At 62.8% G+C, this 17,126-nt stretch carries 14 protein-coding genes; 7 read left to right on the top strand and 7 right to left on the bottom strand.

Features of this window, described 5'->3' with window-relative positions; genetic code table 11:
- Positions 1-25 precede the first annotated feature (25 nt).
- Entirely contained in the window at positions 26-703 is a 678-nt protein-coding gene (locus tag ACIQ6S_RS08605) for a class I SAM-dependent methyltransferase (protein ID WP_397608000.1), read from the top strand.
- A 90-nt stretch (positions 704-793) separates the two neighbouring features.
- On the opposite strand, the gene ACIQ6S_RS08600 is transcribed toward ACIQ6S_RS08605, so the two are convergent.
- The 3 genes from ACIQ6S_RS08600 to ACIQ6S_RS08590 form a co-directional block, all read right to left on the bottom strand.
- Positions 794-1,438, bottom strand: a complete 645-nt coding sequence (locus ACIQ6S_RS08600) for an LPXTG cell wall anchor domain-containing protein (RefSeq protein WP_397607999.1) — start codon at positions 1,436-1,438, stop codon at positions 794-796.
- Positions 1,439-1,529: 91 nt separating this feature from the next.
- The gene (locus ACIQ6S_RS08595) at positions 1,530-2,255 is read right to left on the bottom strand and encodes a class D sortase (protein ID WP_397607998.1); all 726 of its coding nucleotides are present in this window, start codon (positions 2,253-2,255) and stop codon (positions 1,530-1,532) included.
- Positions 2,256-2,768: 513 nt separating this feature from the next.
- On the bottom strand, positions 2,769-3,374 hold the full coding sequence (locus ACIQ6S_RS08590) for a TetR/AcrR family transcriptional regulator (RefSeq protein WP_397607997.1): 606 nt from the start codon (positions 3,372-3,374) through the stop codon (positions 2,769-2,771).
- Positions 3,375-3,553: 179 nt separating this feature from the next.
- On the opposite strand from ACIQ6S_RS08590, the gene ACIQ6S_RS08585 reads away from it, so the two are divergent.
- From ACIQ6S_RS08585 to ACIQ6S_RS08560, 6 genes are all read left to right on the top strand, one after another.
- A complete protein-coding gene (locus ACIQ6S_RS08585; protein WP_397607996.1) occupies positions 3,554-4,894 on the top strand; it encodes a flavin monoamine oxidase family protein in 1,341 nt (446 codons plus the stop codon).
- A gap of 638 nt (positions 4,895-5,532) precedes the next feature.
- On the top strand, positions 5,533-6,246 hold the full coding sequence (locus ACIQ6S_RS08580) for a response regulator transcription factor (RefSeq protein ID WP_397607995.1): 714 nt from the start codon (positions 5,533-5,535) through the stop codon (positions 6,244-6,246).
- Positions 6,243-7,844: an ATP-binding protein gene (locus ACIQ6S_RS08575; RefSeq protein WP_397607994.1), complete on the top strand. Its 1,602-nt coding sequence runs from the start codon at positions 6,243-6,245 to the stop codon at positions 7,842-7,844. The genes ACIQ6S_RS08580 and ACIQ6S_RS08575 overlap by 4 nt, the downstream gene beginning before the upstream one ends.
- A gap of 75 nt (positions 7,845-7,919) precedes the next feature.
- Positions 7,920-8,963 (top strand): efflux RND transporter periplasmic adaptor subunit, encoded by a 1,044-nt coding sequence (locus ACIQ6S_RS08570; RefSeq protein WP_397607993.1) that lies wholly within the window; start codon positions 7,920-7,922, stop codon positions 8,961-8,963.
- A gap of 11 nt (positions 8,964-8,974) precedes the next feature.
- Positions 8,975-12,022, top strand: a complete 3,048-nt coding sequence (locus tag ACIQ6S_RS08565; RefSeq protein WP_397607992.1) for an efflux RND transporter permease subunit — start codon at positions 8,975-8,977, stop codon at positions 12,020-12,022.
- Between the two features lie 13 nt (positions 12,023-12,035).
- A complete protein-coding gene (locus ACIQ6S_RS08560) occupies positions 12,036-13,505 on the top strand; it encodes a TolC family protein (protein WP_397607991.1) in 1,470 nt (489 codons plus the stop codon).
- Positions 13,506-13,831: 326 nt separating this feature from the next.
- On the opposite strand, the gene ACIQ6S_RS08555 is transcribed toward ACIQ6S_RS08560, so the two are convergent.
- The 4 genes from ACIQ6S_RS08555 to ACIQ6S_RS08540 are packed head-to-tail and all read right to left on the bottom strand — an operon-like array spanning position 13,832 to position 17,048.
- Positions 13,832-15,808 carry a SpoIIE family protein phosphatase gene (locus ACIQ6S_RS08555; RefSeq protein WP_397607990.1) on the bottom strand — a complete coding sequence of 659 codons (1,977 nt, stop codon included), beginning with the start codon at positions 15,806-15,808 and terminating at the stop codon, positions 13,832-13,834.
- Complete coding sequence (locus ACIQ6S_RS08550) at positions 15,808-16,143, bottom strand: STAS domain-containing protein (protein ID WP_297866479.1); 336 nt, start codon at positions 16,141-16,143, stop codon at positions 15,808-15,810. Before ACIQ6S_RS08550 ends, ACIQ6S_RS08555 begins: the two co-directional genes overlap by 1 nt.
- Before the next feature lie 7 nt (positions 16,144-16,150).
- Positions 16,151-16,573 (bottom strand): ATP-binding protein, encoded by a 423-nt coding sequence (locus ACIQ6S_RS08545; protein WP_397607989.1) that lies wholly within the window; start codon positions 16,571-16,573, stop codon positions 16,151-16,153.
- Positions 16,574-16,631: 58 nt separating this feature from the next.
- Positions 16,632-17,048, bottom strand: a complete 417-nt coding sequence (locus ACIQ6S_RS08540; protein ID WP_397607988.1) for an NUDIX domain-containing protein — start codon at positions 17,046-17,048, stop codon at positions 16,632-16,634.
- Between the last annotated feature and the right edge of the window lie 78 nt (positions 17,049-17,126).

Below are 17,126 nucleotides of genomic sequence, written 5' to 3'. Positions count from 1 at the left end.
AACCCCACTCCCGCCGAGGCCCCCGATGATCAAGCCGCAAGACGCCGTCGGCGAGAACCCGCACTACCAGACGATGCTGGACATCGGCTTTCCCGCGAAGCGCGAGGACTGGCGCGACGAGCAGGCCGTGTACAAGGACGGCAAGCTCACCATCGCCGGCCACCCGGTGATGGAGGACTGGGAAGACAACTACATGAAGGCCCTGGCCGACGTGGCCGCGCGCGGCGGCGGCCGCGTGCTGGAGCTGGGCTTCGGCATGGGCATCTCGGCCGGCCACGTGCAGGCGCACCCGCTGCGCGAGCACGTGATCATCGAAGCGAATGCCGGTGTGTTCGAGCGCCTGCAGGCCTTCGCTGCCGAGCACCCGAACGTCACCCCGATGTTCGGCTTCTGGCAGGAGGTGACCGCGCAACTGGAGCCCGGCAGCTTCGACGGCATCCTGTTCGACACCTACCCCACGCAGGGCGAGGAGGTGGCCGCGCACTGGTTCTTCTTCGCCGAGGCGCACCGCCTGCTCAAGCCCGGCGGCGTGTTCACCTACTTCTCGGATGAAGTGCGGGAGTTGTCACCGCGGCATCGGCAGGCGCTGGCGGATGCGGGTTTCACCGACGTCGTCGCGGAAGTCTGCGAGGTGGATACGCCGGAGGAGTGCTTGTACTGGAAGGACAAGACCATCGTGGTGCCGATCTGCAGGAAGCGCTGAAGGTTCGACGCCGCGCCAAGCGGCGCCATCCCGGATCCGAGCGCGGCGATGCCGGCCCGGATCGGGATAACGAAGCGCCTACTTCACACATCAGCCACGCTTGCGAAGACGCAGGCCAAGGCCGCCCAGCAACGCGCCGAAGCCAGCGACAGCGAACCACGGCAACGGTCCTGCGGTGTTCGGCAGTTGCGCGGCGTAGTAGTTCGGCGTCGGTGCGGGGTCGGCCATGCGGGGCTCTTGCGGCAATTCCTCGTAGCGAACGAAGCGGCCGTAGCGCTCGGGCGGCAGACCGATCTGGGTCGTCAGCGCGGCGGCGCCTTCCGGCACGTACAGGTTGATCCGCTGGCCGCTGCTCAGGGCCGAGAAGGGGTACTTGCGCCCGTCCAGCGTCACCTGGTCGCCCGGGTCGTTGAGTACGGTGTAGCGCCCCATCTTCGCGCCGCTGGGCCCATAGAAATCAGCGACCACCGAGCCGTCGCGGTCGAGTCGAACGAAGTCGGCCTCGAAACGGGCCCACTTGATGTCGTTGTTGGTGATCACCTCGAAGCAGGCCTCGGGGATGCGCGGGTACTGGGTGATCAGCTCGACATTCCAAGCCATGTCGACCTGGCCGCAGCTCAGCACGCGGGTCTCGGTCGGTGCGAGTTGGCGCGTCTTGAGGTCCTGTGCGGGAAGGCCGCTGGCGCAGGCCAGGCCGACCATGAGCGCGATAAGGCGGGGGGTCATCGTTTTCATTTTCACTCTCCTGTGGCGGAACAAACCTCGGCTCCCGCCGGCGGCGGGGGGCCGTCTTCGCGCACACCGCCGGGGGGCGAGAGGGCGCGCGTTACTGCATGGCCACGGCGCGCACGATGAAGCGTTGCGGCGCGTTGCCGACAAACCAGAACGGGTAGCAGGTGATCAGGGTCAGGACGGGGCCCGTGCTGGATTGCAGCGGGGAGAGGTCGTGCGGATCGACGATCGACAGCGCATCGATGCGGTAGCGGCGCTTCTGCGAGGCGCTTTCGAGCTCGATCACGTCACCGACTTCGACCCGGCGGAGCGCTCGGAAGTAGCCGTCACGATGCGCGGCGATGGCGATGTTCCCGTTGCTGTCGGGGCCGGCACCGGTATCGACCAGGCCGGCACCGCGATTGAGGTTGCGCTCGCCGACATCCGGAAACACCGGAACCTCCAGCGCAACGCGCGGGATCCGCAACAAAGCGACGGGCAGGGACGTGTCTTCGACCCTACTCTCGGCATGGTCGCGGACACGGGCGGTTGACCACTCGCTCCGATCTGGATCACCGGGTGCTGACGGCAGCGCGGCCCACCCCGATGGCGTGGCCGGCGCCATCGCCGGCGATGTGCCGACGTCGAAGCCTCCGCGGTTGCCGACCGCTGCAGTGATCGCGGCGGGCTTCGATGCCGTGAAGGCGTGGATGGCTTGGCGCCGCTCGATCTCGCCGAGGGCACGACCCCCAGCAAAGACGAGCAGCAGCAAAGCGCCCAGCGTCCACAAGGTGTATTCGATCGCAAGCCGCAGCGACACGATGCGAAAGGGTGATGGCATGCAACGCTCCAGGCGCTTCGGAGCGTGCACAGAGGGGGGATGGCCGTGACGCCGTGCGTCGACGGTGCGCTGCTTGCGCGGGTAGTGCGTTGCACGATCCGTCGCCGAAGCTAGACCTCTCGCGCCGCGCCATCTGTTCGATGACGCACCCATCGCGGAAACGAGGACGTGGCCGCGCACGGGTTCTTCTTCGCCGAGGCGCACCGCCTGCTCAAGACCGGCGGCGTGATCACTTACTTCGCGGATGGACTGTGTGGGTTCGACGTGCCGGAGTAGTGCTCGCATCTGAAATGCAAGGCGATCCTGGTGCCGAATTCCACAACGCTGTGAGGTCAGGTGAAGTGGTCAGGAGCGGGTCGGCTCATCGTCGGCTTCCGACCCAAAGCAGTCCTTCGGCTAGCGGATCAAGACAACGATGGGATTGAAGCCAAGGGGGCGCCGATAGGTCCTCATCCGTTTGCGCTCTTCAGTGTCGTCGTTTGAAGCTAGGGACCCTACCGCCGTGGTTAGCGATCAGGCCCCTTTTTGAATGGCAGAAGGGATGCCTGCGGCGATCATGACCGCATCGCTGATGACTGATTCTTCAGTCTTTCCCATCGTATCCGCGGCGAAGACAGCAGCAGGAAGGCCCTCAAGCACACTGCAGATCATGACGGCTGCTCGCTGCGCATCGGAACTGCTGATCGATGGGAATCGTCGTTCAATCGCTTCTTGCAGCATCCGAAGGTAAGCACTCATCAGATTGCGATAGCAGTCGCGCGCGACTTCATCACGGTCAATTCTCGCCTCGATCATCGAAAGGACGCCGCCCCTTGCGACGGCCATGGTCTCGTAAGCTGCAAACTGGAGACTAGATTCGAACGAGCCCGATGCTCCTCGGTCTTCCTCCAGGCGCGTTACTCGCTCTCGGTAGATTGCGACTGCGCGGTCTACAAACGCCGTGAACAACGATGCCTTTGTCGGAAAGTAGCGTTGCAGCGACGCCAATGAGATCTCAGAACGTCGAGCAACCTCACGCATCGACAGCCCGTCGATTCCCTTCTCGCTAGCCAGTTCCTCAAGGCATCGGAAGATGATTTCGACGGTTGCTGCGCCGGATTCCGATCTTCTTCTTCTCACGGATTTGCGTGCCCTTAAGGTTTTTCACAGACAGTCACTTGACAGTTAAACGGTCGCAAGGTCAAGATGCCACTTGACAGCTAAGTCCGTGAAGATCTCCTCAAGCAGGCAAGACTCAGATTCCGGGACTGCCTGAGAAGCAGGTTGAGCGCGACCACACCTAAGGCCTTGGAGCGCTTATGAGCAATAGCCGCAGCTTCGATGTGATTATCGTCGGTGCAGGGATATCGGGCCTCTCGGCCGCCGCTGCCCTGAAGCACCGCGGGCTCTCGGTTCTGGTTTTGGAAGCGCGCAGCCGATTGGGTGGGCGAATTCAGTCCACGAGGGCAGCTAACGGACTGACCATAGACCTTGGTGCACAGTTGATTGGCGACGGTCAATCACGCATCTCACGCATGGTTGATCGGTTTGGCCTAACGAGGGTGCCACTGCCTTCAAGTGGGTGGGCTGCCTACATGAATGCCAAAACCAAGCAGGTGGTCTACGACAAGGACGACGCTCTTCCGCTGTCTGCACTTGGGAAACTTGATGCGCTGCAGATGATGTGGCGTGTCGACTCTCGTCTTCGAAGCTTTCGAAATGACCTCGATACGCTGGATCGCGTATCGGCAGCCGCATTCATCGAGGACGTCGGATTCACCGACGAGGCAATTGAGGCATTCCTAGGGTATGCGGAATCAGAAATGTGTTCTTCACCGGATTTGTTCTCCGCCTACGAATTGCTCGATCAGCTCACGTCGGTCGGTGGCACAGATGGAGAGGCGGATAGCGCACAGTGGTGCCTCAAGGAGGGTATGTCTGCGGTAATCGATGGACTTGCCATCCCGGTGCTGGCGAATGTGAAGCTGAATTCACCCGTCAATGCCATCAACGCCTCGCCCGATGGCTACGTCGTCTCGACTGCGGGTGATGATTTCCGAGCAAAGCGCTTGCTGGTCACGGTGCCGCCGCAGCTCTACGGCCGTTTGGGAATGAAACACCTGCTGTCGGCTGAGCGTCGTTCAGCTATCGAAGGCTACGTCCAAGGATCGGTGGTGAAGACGATACTCGTCTTTCAGGAGCCTTGGTGGCGGGAGCGCGGCGCCTCCGGTCGTGGTCTCAGTCAGGGGGGGATGTTTGGATCAGTGATTGATGCATCGCCCGCCGACGGAAGTGCCGGCATTCTTGTGATCTTCTCGACCGCATCGTGGGCCAAACGCCTTCAAAAGATCGAGGACACGAAATCACGAGTGGAAGCCGCACTTCGCTGGCTTGCCGATCTTGCCGGCCAGGAAGTTCCGCGACCCATAGATGCCTTTTCGGTGGACTGGAGTGCCGATCCTTGGGCGCTAGGTGGCTATGCCAGCCGGCGTGGCGTCGGTGGTTGGTTGAACTCCCCTGAACTCTTCCACCCTCACAATGGCATTCACTTTGCTGGGTCAGAAACCGCCGACGAATGGCGCTCGTTTGCCGAAGGCGCGCTTCAGTCTGCCGAGCGCGCCACTCTCGAGATCGAGGGGTCCGGAGTCTTACGTGGGTGAACGAATGAGGTGAGCCCGTCTTGATCCGACGACGGCCATCCATCATCGATTCGCGCAGATCAGCCGTCATTGCTCAGGACTAGACATGCACCCAGTTCCACAGCTCGCTTTGCGCGCTTCACCTCACGAAGGAAAAGCGAAGGGAGAAAGGCAGGGTCACGTCACTGCCGCATGCGCTTCTCGGTGCTGCGGTCAGCGGGGGGATTCTCTGTCTCGCGATTCGCCAAATGTGCGGCGACTTAGCACTCGGAGCGCTCCTGTTTTTCGCCGCCCTCGCAGTGCTTGTCTGACGTCATGTCGTTCCATACGAGCTCATCAATACTGTTGCCGGTCTGCCTGATGCGGCGTCCCTCGCGATGCTCAAGGGATGGCCTTGCCAGAGCTGCCGTTCGCTCTGGACGGCCGACGCCAAGCCAAAAAGACGACGCGACTAGTCCGTGTTCTCAGTCGTTAGTGCTCCTGAGTACTGCGTGGTTCTTCAGGATCGCCAAGTGAACTTGCAATCTCAACCACAACGAAGCTTGTTGCGACACCGACCGATCTCCCAGGACCGGACCACACTCTAAGTTCTTGCGCAGCCCACTCCTTCGCGCGGGGGGTGATGAACGAAGCCATATAGCAAGGCAGTTCCACGGACAATGGCCAGAATCCTTCTCATCGATGACGACGAAGCGATCGCAGAAGCGGTTTCGAAGACGCTTTCGATGGCTTCGCATACGGTTGAAAAGGCGTTTGATGGGCAGCAGGGTATTGAGCTTTTCTCGAAGAGCGCGTTTGACCTCGTCTTGCTCGACGTCATGATGCCGAAGGTCGACGGATTCGATGTGTGTCGGTGGATTCGTTCGAAAAGCACTGTGCCCATCCTGATGCTCACCGCACGAGACGACGAGATCGACCGAGTCCTCGGTCTCGAGATCGGAGCAGACGACTATGTGGTGAAGCCATTCAGTATTCGTGAGCTAAGTGCAAGGGTAAAAGCACTGCTTCGTCGGCGGGAAATCGAATCGATCCCGGAAGCGATCTCCTCGCCGTCAAACGCTGGGAACCTTGCGATTCTGGACGCGCGGATCGATCGGTGGGCTAGAGAGGTGAGCGTGAACAATCGCCCTGTTGATCTTTCGCGCAGAGAGTTTGACCTTCTCGTTGCCTTGGTGGTGCATCCGAGGCGAGTCATGACTCGCGACTGGCTTATGAACCACGTATGGGGTCGGGATTTCGATGGCAGTGACAGGACCATCGATGTGCACGTCATGCGACTTCGAGACAAACTTGGGAGGGATTCGGAGATTTCGCGCGCGATCGTCGCGCTCAGGGGGATCGGATACCGGTTTGGCCAGGGCGCGGCAGAATGAACCTGCCGAGCGTCCATCAGCTCCTGCGCCGATCGTTTCTTCGTTTGGTGTTCGTTATCGGCGTGGTGGTGATCACACTCTTCTCCATCGGTACGGTGGCTTTGATCAACCAGATGGAGACGCCGACGCAGAATGCGCGCTTGCTCTCGAGCATCGCGATGCATGAAGACACCCTTCGGCCGATGCTGGCAAACGCCGACCCCGGGCTATTGAAGGCAGTGCTGGCAATCCTTCGCGACTCTGCATTCGTGACTCTTGCGCGGTTTGGCGGAGACGCACGATCTGGCGAATTGGTTGGATACGGGTTCTCCCTACAACTGCTGCAAAACACCCCTCCGGATCTGGTCGAGTGGATCGATGATGGCCTTCGCTACAACTCGGCAACACTGTCGAGAATCGGTCCTGTCCCACGCCACTGGCGCGAGGCACTCCGTGGCCGAACACGCTCGATCATCTTCACGGAGCCTGAGCACAGTCCGCTTTTGCGGGGATCACTCGCGGATTCCGGCCTTGAGACCCTTCTAATACCGATCACTGATCGGCGAGCAGTGGCAGTGATGAGCCCGACGCGGGCACTTGGGCATTGGTACGGAATCGGTAGCTTCGGCTGGACACTATTGATTGGCGCAGCCCTGGTGACGATGGCGTTGCTTCTCCCGGCGATGCTTCTAGCGGGTCTCGTTGTTCGCATGGACTCCGGTCGAATCGAGCAGCCGATGGCGGAGGTGGCCGCTGTGGCAGAGCGTTACCTTCGTGGCGATTTCGATGCGCGCGTTGTCGACCCTGGCGGCATGAGAGAGACCGAGGTCTTGGGGCGGGTTTTGAATGATCTCGGCGAGCGACTGGCACGAACACTCGGTGATCTTGAACAAAGAAATCAGGCCCTCGATGGATTGCTAAAGGCTCAGCAGCAGCTTTTCGCCGATGTGTCGCATGACCTTCGAACACCTCTGGCCGCGCTTCTCATCAATGCGGAGCTCGGCCAGAGCCTGCATCCATCAAGCAGGGAGCTCGAGGTTGTCGTCTCCGAAGCCATGAACTTAAGGCGGTTGGTAGGAGACATATTCTCGATTGCACGACTGGGTAGTGGACAATTACGGCTCGAGACACAGTCGCTGGACGCCGCCGCATTAGTCGAAGGGGTGGTTGTTGCAAGTCATGCTGCCGCGGAGTTTCGGGGTATCAAGGTCGCATCGTCCATCGCCGAGGGTTATTCGCCCGTGGTGTTGGCCGACCCTCATCGATTGGGGCAGATCCTAAGGAACTTGATCGGCAACGCAATTCGGCACACCAGTCAGGACGGTCAGATCAACGTGATCGTCGAGCGCACCGTCAATGCATCACTCGTTCTCTTCTCAGTGACGGACACAGGTGAGGGGATCACGGAGGAAGATCTACCGAAAGTCTTTGATCGGTTTTGGAGGGGTGAATCCTCCAGGCTTAGCATCGATGGAGAACGTCCCTCCGGCCTTGGTCTATCCATTGTGAAGATGCTTGTCGAAGCAATGGGCGGCTCTGTGGGCATCGAATCTGCGATTGGTAAGGGAACCCGGGTGTGGTTCACGTTGCCCAGTGCGTCGGTGGACGTCAGCGCGTAACCGTCCGTTTACCGTCAGAGAATTCCCGCGTTACTGCACGCATCGAAACTGACAGTGTCTCTATGGAGAACTGCCATGCGTGCAATCCTCATCCCGGCCCTCATCGGCCTCGCTGCTTGCTCGGCGGATCCGGCTGCCGAGCAGACTATCGCCCGAAACGTTGTGCTTGCGAGCACCGAACGGGGTGCGGTCATCGCGCCGACCTTTCTCGGGCGCGTGCAAGCTGCCCGCCGTGCGGAGCTAAGCTTTCAGGTCGCGGGGCGTGTTGTTGATGTGAAGGTATTGCCGGGCCATCCGGTGCGGCGTGGAGACGTTCTCGCCACGATCGACACAACGTCCTTTTCAATGCAGCTCAGCGAAGCCGAGTCCCGCCTTGCCGAGGCTGTCGCCGTGGGCAAGGAGGCATCGAGCCGGGTGGGCCGTCTACGCGGACTGGTAGAGATCGGTGCAGCGCCTGAGTCCGAGTGGGAAGCTGCCATCGCTGCCGCAGAGGCAGCGAGCGCGAGCGTCCAGGCAATGACAGCGACGCGTGATGCGCTGGCATGGCAACGGCAGCAGGGCGAATTGCGTGCACCTTTCGACGGCTTCGTCGCTGTGCGTGCGATTGAGCCTGGGCAATCCGTTTCGCCCGGTGTGCCTGCGATCATGCTGGATGGCAGTGGACGTGAAATCCGCGTTCCTGTTCCCGTAGCCCATGCTCAAGGCCTTCGGGTCGGCCACGCGGCCGTTACACACGATGGATCGCAGCAGAGTGAGGCGCGGGTTCTTCGTGTTGGACAGCGCCAAGCCGCCGGTGGCCTGGTCGAGGTCACCCTCGAGCTGCTGGAGGGGGGGGCGCCAGGGCAAGTGATGCCGCTGCGTTTCGCCAGTCCGGCGGACGCCGCGCTATGGGTGCCTGCCCGCGCCGTCGTTCCGACGGGCCGAAAGGGCGAGGGCTATGTGATGCGGTACCAGCCAGAGATCGGTCGGGTCATTCGGATTGAGGTTGCCTATGGCGATACGAAGGGAGGGTTGATCCAAGTGGTCTCCGGCCTTGAGGCCGGTGATCTTGTCGTTGCCCGAGGAACCGGCTTCGTTGAGGACGGAGCGCCCGTGAAGCCGCTCAAAGGCACGATTTAAGGCACGAACTCATGGCTTCTCTGACCCGTTCTGCTCTTCAGCGGCCCCGCTTCAGCTTGGTCGCCGCGCTCCTCCTAATGTTGGCGGGCATCGGCATCGCACTTGATTTTCCTTCGACAGAAGAGCCAGGGATCACGATTCGCGTCGCAACCGTAGTCGCGAGCTTGCCTGGTGCATCAGCCGAGCGGATGGAGACCCTTATCGCTCGCCCGATCGAGGAGCGGATTCGTGAGCTCCCGGAGGTGGACGACGTCGCGACGACCGTGCGCCCTGGCTTCCTGTTCACCTATGTGGTGCTTTACGACCGCGTGGATCCTGACCAGCTTCCAAGCGTCTGGCAACGGATGCGTGCAAAGCTTGATGGACTGCAGGGCCAGCTTCCGGACGGGACCCTCGGACCGATTGTCGATGACGAGTTTGGTCGAGTCTCTGTCCTCACTTTGGGGCTTACCGGAGAGGACTACAGCGCCGGTGAGCTGCGTGGCCAGGCGCGATTGCTTCGCGACCGCTTGAATGACGTTCCGCGCGTGGAACGCGTCTCGCTTCATGGCGTTCGTGACGAGCAAGTGTCTATTGTCTTGGACCTCCCAGCGCTCCTTGCCGCCGGGCTCCCACCCTCGGCGATCGCAGGCGCACTATCAGAGAGGAACATCGTCGCGCCCGCCGGCCAGATCGAGGCCGACGGTGCATCCTTGGCGGTTACTGTCACCGGGGACGCGCGCGAGCTGGACGAGCTTGCCCTCATCCCGATCGCGTTGCCGAACGGTGGAATGATTCCGCTTGGCAGGCTTGCCGAGATTCGACGTGAACCCGTGGATCCCGCCCAGTCCGCTGCATTCCTCAATGGGCAGCCCGGCATCGTGCTTGCCGTCTCGATGGATGCTGGTGGCAATGTGCTGAGCTTCGCGGAGACCCTCCGCGAGGAGATTAAGGTGCTCAGCTCGACGCTTCCGCCGGGAATGCAGCTCGTCCCGATCACTGATCAGGCAAAGATCGTCGGCGATCAGCTCTGGAAAGTCAGCCAAGTCTTCGTTGAGACCACGGTGATCGTACTGGGTGTCGTCGTGCTCTTCCTTGGGTGGCGCACGGGACTCATCGTAGGTGCGATTGTCCCGACAACGGTCTTGGGCACGCTACTGGTGATGCGCCTGCTGGGCATCGAACTTCATTTGATTTCGATCGGCGCGATCATCATCGCGCTGGGGCTATTCGTCGACAACGGTATTGTCGTGGCCGAGGACATGGAACGCCGCTTGGCCAACGGGGAAGATCGGGATGCTGCGGCGGAGGCAGCCGGGAGAACGATGTTTGTTCCCCTCCTCGTATCGTCGTTCGCCATCATCCTGACGTTCATGCCGCTGGTCCTTAGTCAGACAGACACGGGCGAGTACCTTCGGAGCCTTGGAATTGTCGTTGCCGTCGCCTTGCTGCTGTCGCTTGTTCTCGCCGTCACCGTTACGCCTCTGCTCTGCAAATTGTTTGCTCACCAGCATCATGAGCTGACGGCATTCGCGAAGCGCATTGAATCCCTGACCGGCTGGTATCGCGGGAAAGTGCGATGGATCATCTCGCAACCTGGAACCTACGTCGGGGCAATGCTGTTCCTGCTTGTCGGCGCGATGGGATTGTTCTCCGTTGTTCCCAGCGAGCTCATGCCGCCTTCAGAGCGACGCCAGCTCCAAATGGCGATTGAACTTCCCCCTGACAACGCTCCTGGTGAGACGATCCGTGAGGCTGAGATCCTAAGCCGTTTGCTATCCGACAACTCACGTCTCCCGGAGATCGCCTCCCATGCCTTGTATGTCGGCGAGGGTGGGCCTCGCTTCATCCTAGCGTTGGATCCTCCCGTTCCTGCTGCGCATCGGATGTACGCTGTTCTGACATTGGCTGACGGATACAGCCATGAGCAAGGAATACGTGCGCTGAGGCGCGCCGTGTCGGAGGCACTCCCCCATGCACGCGTAGAGCCGAAGCGATTCTCGATGGGGGCCTCAGAGGCAGGAGCGGCCGTTTTCCGCCTGATCGGTCCAGACCATGATGCGCTTCGTCGCGCGGCCGATGTTCTGATGGCAGAACTCGGAAAGGAGCCGGGAATGGAAGACGTCATCGACGACGCCGAGCAGCCGGTGTTCGAAGTTGAAGTTGACGTCGATGCGCCCCGTGCGGCCGCTTCTGGAACGAGCTCGGCGGGTATCGCCGAGGCTTTGGAGGCGACGCTCGTAGGAACCGCCATCAGTGCGTATCGCGATGGAGATAGCTCGCTTCCTATCGTCATGCGTGCGCCGATCGAATTGCGGAAGGATGCAGCGCTTCTCGCGGGAATCGCCATCCCCACCAGTAACGGCGGTAGCGTTCCGCTGGGCAACGTCGCAACGCTTTCTCTTCGCTCTCAACCTTCAGTGATCCAGAGGCGAAATCAGCAACGAATGATTACCGTTTCTGCACGTCATCCGGATATGACGGCTCAAGAGATCGTTGGTCTGATTCAGCCGACCATTGAATCGCTTTCGTGGCCGTATGGGCATCGCGTAGAGATCGGAGGCGAGATCGAGGAAGGAGCCGAAGCGGATGCCGCTATCGAGCGGCTCCTCCCTCTCTGCATGGTTGGCATGTTCCTCATGTTCCTGTGGCAGTTCGGTTCAATTCGAAAGAGTCTGATTGTTCTTGCGAGTGTCCCGTTCGTATGCATTGGTGCAGTAATCGCTCTGCTGATCACCGGGGAATCGCTCACTTTCCTTGGAACATTGGGTCTCCTTGCCCTCGGAGGAATTATCGTCAACAACGCTGTATTGCTTATCGATGCAATTGACGAAGAGCGCGCTTCAGGACGATCGGAGGCGGAGGCTGTCCAAGAAGCAGCTGCCAAGCGGCTCCGACCGATCGTCATGACCAAGCTTGTCTGCATTCTTGGGCTTGTCCCACTGTGGATCTTCGGGGGAACGATGTGGACGAGTCTTGCTGTCGTAATGATCGGCGGACTCGCCCTAGGAACGCTCATTACTCTCGGCCTCATTCCCGCCCTGTACGCGATTGCATTCCGAATTCGAGTCCCGGCCTGAGCGGAGCAATTCAATGAACATCAAGAAAGCGACTCGTTCAACGGCCATCGCGACTTTGATCGCAATCAGTCTCGTGGCTTGTGCAAGTGTTGAGCCCAATGCGCCGTTGAGAAGTGCATCAGAGGGCCTTGGCGTTAGGAACGATCTGCTGAATCCACCTAGCGCTGGGATGGATGTGCAGACGACCACAGAGGATTCGGGGCGGTGGTGGCTCTCGTTGGCGAACGACGAGCTAAACGCTCTTGTGGAGGAAGCCGAAGCCCGAAACAAGGGTGTTCATGCCAACGTGCTTGCTGTCGAGCAGGCACGGGCGCTGTTTTCGGAACGCCGCTGGGACGCATTCCCCCGAGGTGGAGTTGCGGCTGGCATGTCACGACAGCGCCTATCGGGACCCGACGTCGATCCGTTTGGCGGAGACGTTCGAGGCCCCACTCGGGAGCTGGCGCAGGCCGATCTTTCCGCTACTTGGGAAATCGATCTTTTTGGAAGGAACAAGGCAAGGCGCGCCATTTCCGAAGGTGCCCTAGATATTGCGGGCGCCGATCTCCTTGCGTCACGCGCTCTGCTGCAGGCCCAGGTCGTCTCTGCTTGGACGCAGTGGCGAGCGACGTCGGAACAGATGCAGATCCTCGGCGAGGAGATCGAGGCAGCCGAGCTTGCGCTTTCCGTCCAACAGAAGAGGGTCGACGCAGGAATTGACGATCAACGCTCTGTTGACGGGCCAACCGCGTTACTGGCGGAGCGTCGGGCGTTGCGATCCGAGACAGAAGCAAGGAACGCCATAGCGCGCAGTGCGCTGGCAGTGCTTCGGGGCCGCACGCCAGGCGACGACGGTCTTTTGGTTCCGGACGATGAGCCTTTGCCCATCCCGCCATCGATCGATAGTTTGGCTGGATCCGAGGGATTGCTGATCCGTCGTCCGGACGTCGTTCGAGCGAAAGCAGCTTACAAGCAATCCGTTGGAGCGGCGGCGTTGGCCAGCGCAGCATTTCTGCCAGAGCTCCGCCTGGATTTCAGCGGCGGTGTTCTGCAAAGGCCGGGGGGCTTGGATCTATCGAGCGCTGGACGTTGGGCAGCGGGTGGAATCCTGCAATGGAATCCGCTTGATTGGGCGCGCTTGCGTGCGCAGGCGAGGGCTGCGGGCGCTCAATCCGAAGCTGCGTTCGTTGCTCTCGAGGCGACGGTGTTGGAAGCTGTCAAGGATGCGGAGGATCGCGTTAGCGACGCCAAAGCATCCGTGTCAATGCTCAGCCAAGCGTCGGTCACCGCCGAAAGAACGGCGCAAAGCTTCAGGGTCGCGAGGGCGCGCCATGCCGCAGGGCTTGATGGTCGCCTGGCACTCGTCGACGCCAAGCTCGCTATGGGGGAAACGGATCGCGCCTTGCTGGATGCGAAAGCCTCCAGCATTGCTGCTTATGCGCGTGCCCATCTCGCTCTGGCCACGTGGCAGCCAAGCCATGACACCGGCCTGCCTATGCGATAGCCGCGAGATGCGTTTCTCAACTGCGGTTTGGGTGGAGATCCGCCTCCCCGCACAAAAGGCGATGGCCAAATCGGAGCTGATGACCTCGTCACGGCGAGGGGCGCAGGGTCTGCTTCTGGCCGTTCTCTGCCGGCCAGTGTCTCGCCGGCGCTGGGCAGTTGCACCGACGAGTATGGTCAGATGCCGTAGCGACGCTGGTCAATTGCTTGGCGGTTTGCAATTTGTAGCCAACCAAGCGATTGGCTGTGTTTGGCCTAGCCCAGTGAATGACTGCTTCTGGCCGACATCGGACCTCCAGCGGCGATCACGCAGTCGCCGCTACAAGATCACCGCCACCTCACCATCAACACCGCGACGTCGTCGCTCTGCTCGGTACCCGCCGCGTGCTTGCGGATCGCTGCGACCATCGCTTCATTCCTTGCCGCCATCGTTCCTTCCGTTGCAGCGAACGAAGCCTCCATCGCGGCCTGACCCCAAGGCTGCCCACGCGGGTCCATTGCTTCGTTCACGCCATCGGTGAACAGGAACAGCACGTCCCCGGCGCTGAGCGCGAGCTCCGCACTGCGGTAGTCGAGGCCTTCCATCACGCCGAGCGCCACGCCGTCGGCGCCGTCGAGGGCGCTCAAGGTGCCGGTGCTCGCGCGCAGCGGCGGGTTGTGGCCGGCATTGCTGTAGCGCAGGCGGCCGTCGCGGGTGTCGAGGATGCCGAGGAAGACGGTGACGAACATGCCGGCGTCGTTGTCGGCGGCCAGCTCGTCGTTGGCGCGGCGCAGGATCTCGTCGGGGCCGTCGATCAACAGCGCGGCGGCCTTCACCAGCGTCTTCGCCTTGGCCATGAACAGCGCAGCGGGCATGGCCTTGCCGGACACATCCGCCATCACCAGCGCGAGGCGGTGGGCGTCGAGCCAGAAGAAGTCGTAGAAGTCGCCGCCCACTTCCTTGGCCGGCAGCAGCTGCGCGTGCACCTCGACCGGCGTGGTGCCGGGCTTCGGGAACGCCTGCGGCACCATGCTCATCTGGATGGAGGCGGCGAGCTTCAGGGCCTCGTCGAGCTTTTGCTTCTCGACGTACACCTCGGTGAGCCGCGCACGATCGAAGGCCATCAGCACCAGGCCGCCGAGCGCTTCGAGCAGCACTTCATCATCGCGGTCGAAGCCCTCGTCGCCGAGCTTGTTCACCACTTCCAGCACGCCAACGGCTTGGCCGTCGCCGCGGCGGATGGGCAGGGCCAGCAGGTTGCGCGTCTGCAGGGCGGTGCCTTCGTCGGGGCGGCTGCTGAAGGCGGTGTCTTTCTTGCAATCCGGCACGTTCTGCAGCTGGCCCTCGCGCAGCGCGCGCTGCGCGATGCCTTCGCCGGGCGCGAACGCGGGCACGCTGCGGGCGTCGAGGCCCTGCGCCACGCTGTAGCGCAGCGCGCCGGTGGCGGGCTCGTGCAGCAGCAAGCCGCTGCGCTCCACGCCCATCACTTCGGTGGTCTGCGCCACGATCACCGGCAGCAGTTCGTCGAGGCGCACGCCGGTGGAGAGCGCGCGCGAAACGGCCAGCAGGGCGTTCACCGTGCGCAGCTGCCGCGCAAGTTCGCGCGCGGTGCGGTCGTTGCGGCGGCTGGCCCAGACGGCCAGCCCCACGACGAAGGCCACCACCCAGCCCACGCCGAGGGCGAGCAGTGCGGCGCGTTGCACCGGGGCGAGGCGGGCTTCGTACTGGGTGAGGCGCAGGTCGATGCCGAGCGCGGCGACGGTGCGGCCTTCGCCGTTCTTCAGCGGCTCGAAGGCGCTGATGAAGCTTCCCCACTCGTCGGTGTAGGGCTGCGACACCACGCTGCGGCCTTCGCGCAGGGCGGTGAACAGATCGGCCGGCGGGTTCTCGAACACCTCCATGATCTGCACCCAGTCCGGCGCCACCGTGGTGTCGCCCGGGCGCGGGGTGGAGCCGTCGAGCACGAAATGCAGCACGCCCTCGCGCTCCACCACCGTCCAGGCGAAGGCCACTTCCGGGTCGGCGGCGAGCACGGCGCGCAGCGGCGCGATGGCCTGCTGGTACTCGGGTGACCGATGCTGCGCGGGCGAGGTGAAATCGCCGTGCCCGCCCACATCGATGGATTGCACGGCGATCCGCGCGGTGCGCTGCAGGCCGGCGTGGATCTCGCCGATCATCGCGGCCTGCGTGCGCCAGAACAGCAGGGCCACCAGCGCGCTGAAACCGAGGCCCACCAGCAGGAAGCCGAGGCTGCCCGCCGCCCAGGGCGGCAGGCGCTGCACCCCCCGCCCGCTGATGCGACGCGTGGCCTCGGCGTTCGCCATCAGCGCAGCTGCGCGAGCGCGGCGTCGCGGTCGGCGACGAGGGTGAGGATGCGGCTGAAGCCGGCGATGTCGAACACTTCGCGCACGGCTGGAGCAAGGCCGCAGAGCACGAGGGCGCCGCCACCCTTCTGCAGCTTCTTCGCCAGCATCAGGAACACGCGCAGCCCGGCCGAGCTGACGTAGTCGACGCCGGCGAGGTCGACGGCGACGCGGGCGTCCAGCCCGACGCGCTCGCTGCAGTGGCGGTCGAAGACCGTCGAGGTGTTGGTGTCGAGGCGGCCGCTGAGCTGCAGCAGGCGCACGCCGGCGTGGTCGGTGTCTTCGATGTCGAGCATGTCGTGGTCAGCCGGTGGTGGCGGGGGCGTCGGAAAGCGGGTGGGCGAGGCGCAGGTGGTTGCGCGCGCCGTCGTGGTGCCAGTGCACTTCGTCGATGAGTTCACGCACCAGCAGCAGGCCGAGGCCGCCCGGTTCGCGTTCGTCGAGGGCGAGCGTGGTGTCGGGCGCGGCCTGCGCCAGCGGATCGAAGGGCGGGCCCGCATCGACGATCTCGGCTTCCAGACGACCGGCGTCGGCGCGCAGTTGCACCAGCAGCGGCTCGGGCGAGGCGGCCCCGTGCGAGATCGCGTTGGTCAGCAGCTCGTCGAAGGCGATCTGGAAGCGCGTGGCCACCGCCGGCGGCACGTCCGCGGCCTCGCACCATGTGGCGAAGTCATCGGCAAAGCCGCTGAGGGCATCGCGCTGGCGGGGAAGGCGGAACGTGCTCACGCGGGGACGGAGGGCGCCGTGCGGGGACGGCGCAATGTGACACACCGCGGGCGCGGCGTCAGGCGTTCCACCAAGCCCGCCACGCCGGGAGGATGTGCTCCGCGCTGAGCGGTGCTACGGGCACGGGGAAGGGGGCCTGCGGCGCGACCCACGCCAGCTCGGCGATCTCCGCCGAGGCGGCGGGAATACCATCGATGCGCACCGCGTAGGCCTCGCCGCGCACGCGGCGGCCGGGCTCGTTCACGGCATCGGCTTCGAATTCGCCAAGGCGCTCGGCGCTGCCTTCGACCAGCGCGACGCCGAGTTCTTCCTGCAACTCGCGCGCAAGGGTGCTGAGTGCCGCTTCGCCGGCTTCGCGCTTGCCACCGGGCTGGATGAAGGTGGAGGAGCCCTGCTTGCGGACCAGCAGCACGCGGCCGGCGTCATCACTGATGACGGCGGCGACGGTGCGGATCAGGGGCGGTGTGGTGGGCATGGGCGGATGATCGCGCATCAGCACCCGGCCGTTCGCATCACGTTCCGGATGGCTTCGGTAAGGTGCTGATCGAGCAAG

This window comes from Silanimonas sp. (assembly GCF_044377035.1).
GTDB lineage: Bacteria > Pseudomonadota > Gammaproteobacteria > Xanthomonadales > Xanthomonadaceae > Silanimonas.
Note: the sequence above shows the minus strand (reverse complement) of the source record. Positions and strands in the feature narration are given on the sequence as shown.

What these genes read in the sequence shown, in the direction of transcription:
- ACIQ6S_RS08605 (WP_397608000.1), top strand. Translation starts at nt 26, where the DNA reads ATGATCAAGCCGCAAGACGCCGTCGGCGAGAACCCGCACTACCAGACG.
- ACIQ6S_RS08600 (WP_397607999.1), bottom strand. Translation starts at nt 1,438, where the DNA reads ATGAAAACGATGACCCCCCGCCTTATCGCGCTCATGGTCGGCCTGGCC.
- ACIQ6S_RS08595 (WP_397607998.1), bottom strand. Translation starts at nt 2,255, where the DNA reads ATGCCATCACCCTTTCGCATCGTGTCGCTGCGGCTTGCGATCGAATAC.
- ACIQ6S_RS08585 (WP_397607996.1), top strand. Translation starts at nt 3,554, where the DNA reads ATGAGCAATAGCCGCAGCTTCGATGTGATTATCGTCGGTGCAGGGATA.
- ACIQ6S_RS08580 (WP_397607995.1), top strand. Translation starts at nt 5,533, where the DNA reads ATGGCCAGAATCCTTCTCATCGATGACGACGAAGCGATCGCAGAAGCG.
- ACIQ6S_RS08575 (WP_397607994.1), top strand. Translation starts at nt 6,243, where the DNA reads ATGAACCTGCCGAGCGTCCATCAGCTCCTGCGCCGATCGTTTCTTCGT.
- ACIQ6S_RS08570 (WP_397607993.1), top strand. Translation starts at nt 7,920, where the DNA reads ATGCGTGCAATCCTCATCCCGGCCCTCATCGGCCTCGCTGCTTGCTCG.
- ACIQ6S_RS08565 (WP_397607992.1), top strand. Translation starts at nt 8,975, where the DNA reads ATGGCTTCTCTGACCCGTTCTGCTCTTCAGCGGCCCCGCTTCAGCTTG.
- ACIQ6S_RS08560 (WP_397607991.1), top strand. Translation starts at nt 12,036, where the DNA reads ATGAACATCAAGAAAGCGACTCGTTCAACGGCCATCGCGACTTTGATC.
- ACIQ6S_RS08555 (WP_397607990.1), bottom strand. Translation starts at nt 15,808, where the DNA reads ATGGCGAACGCCGAGGCCACGCGTCGCATCAGCGGGCGGGGGGTGCAG.
- ACIQ6S_RS08550 (WP_297866479.1), bottom strand. Translation starts at nt 16,143, where the DNA reads ATGCTCGACATCGAAGACACCGACCACGCCGGCGTGCGCCTGCTGCAG.
- ACIQ6S_RS08540 (WP_397607988.1), bottom strand. Translation starts at nt 17,048, where the DNA reads ATGCCCACCACACCGCCCCTGATCCGCACCGTCGCCGCCGTCATCAGT.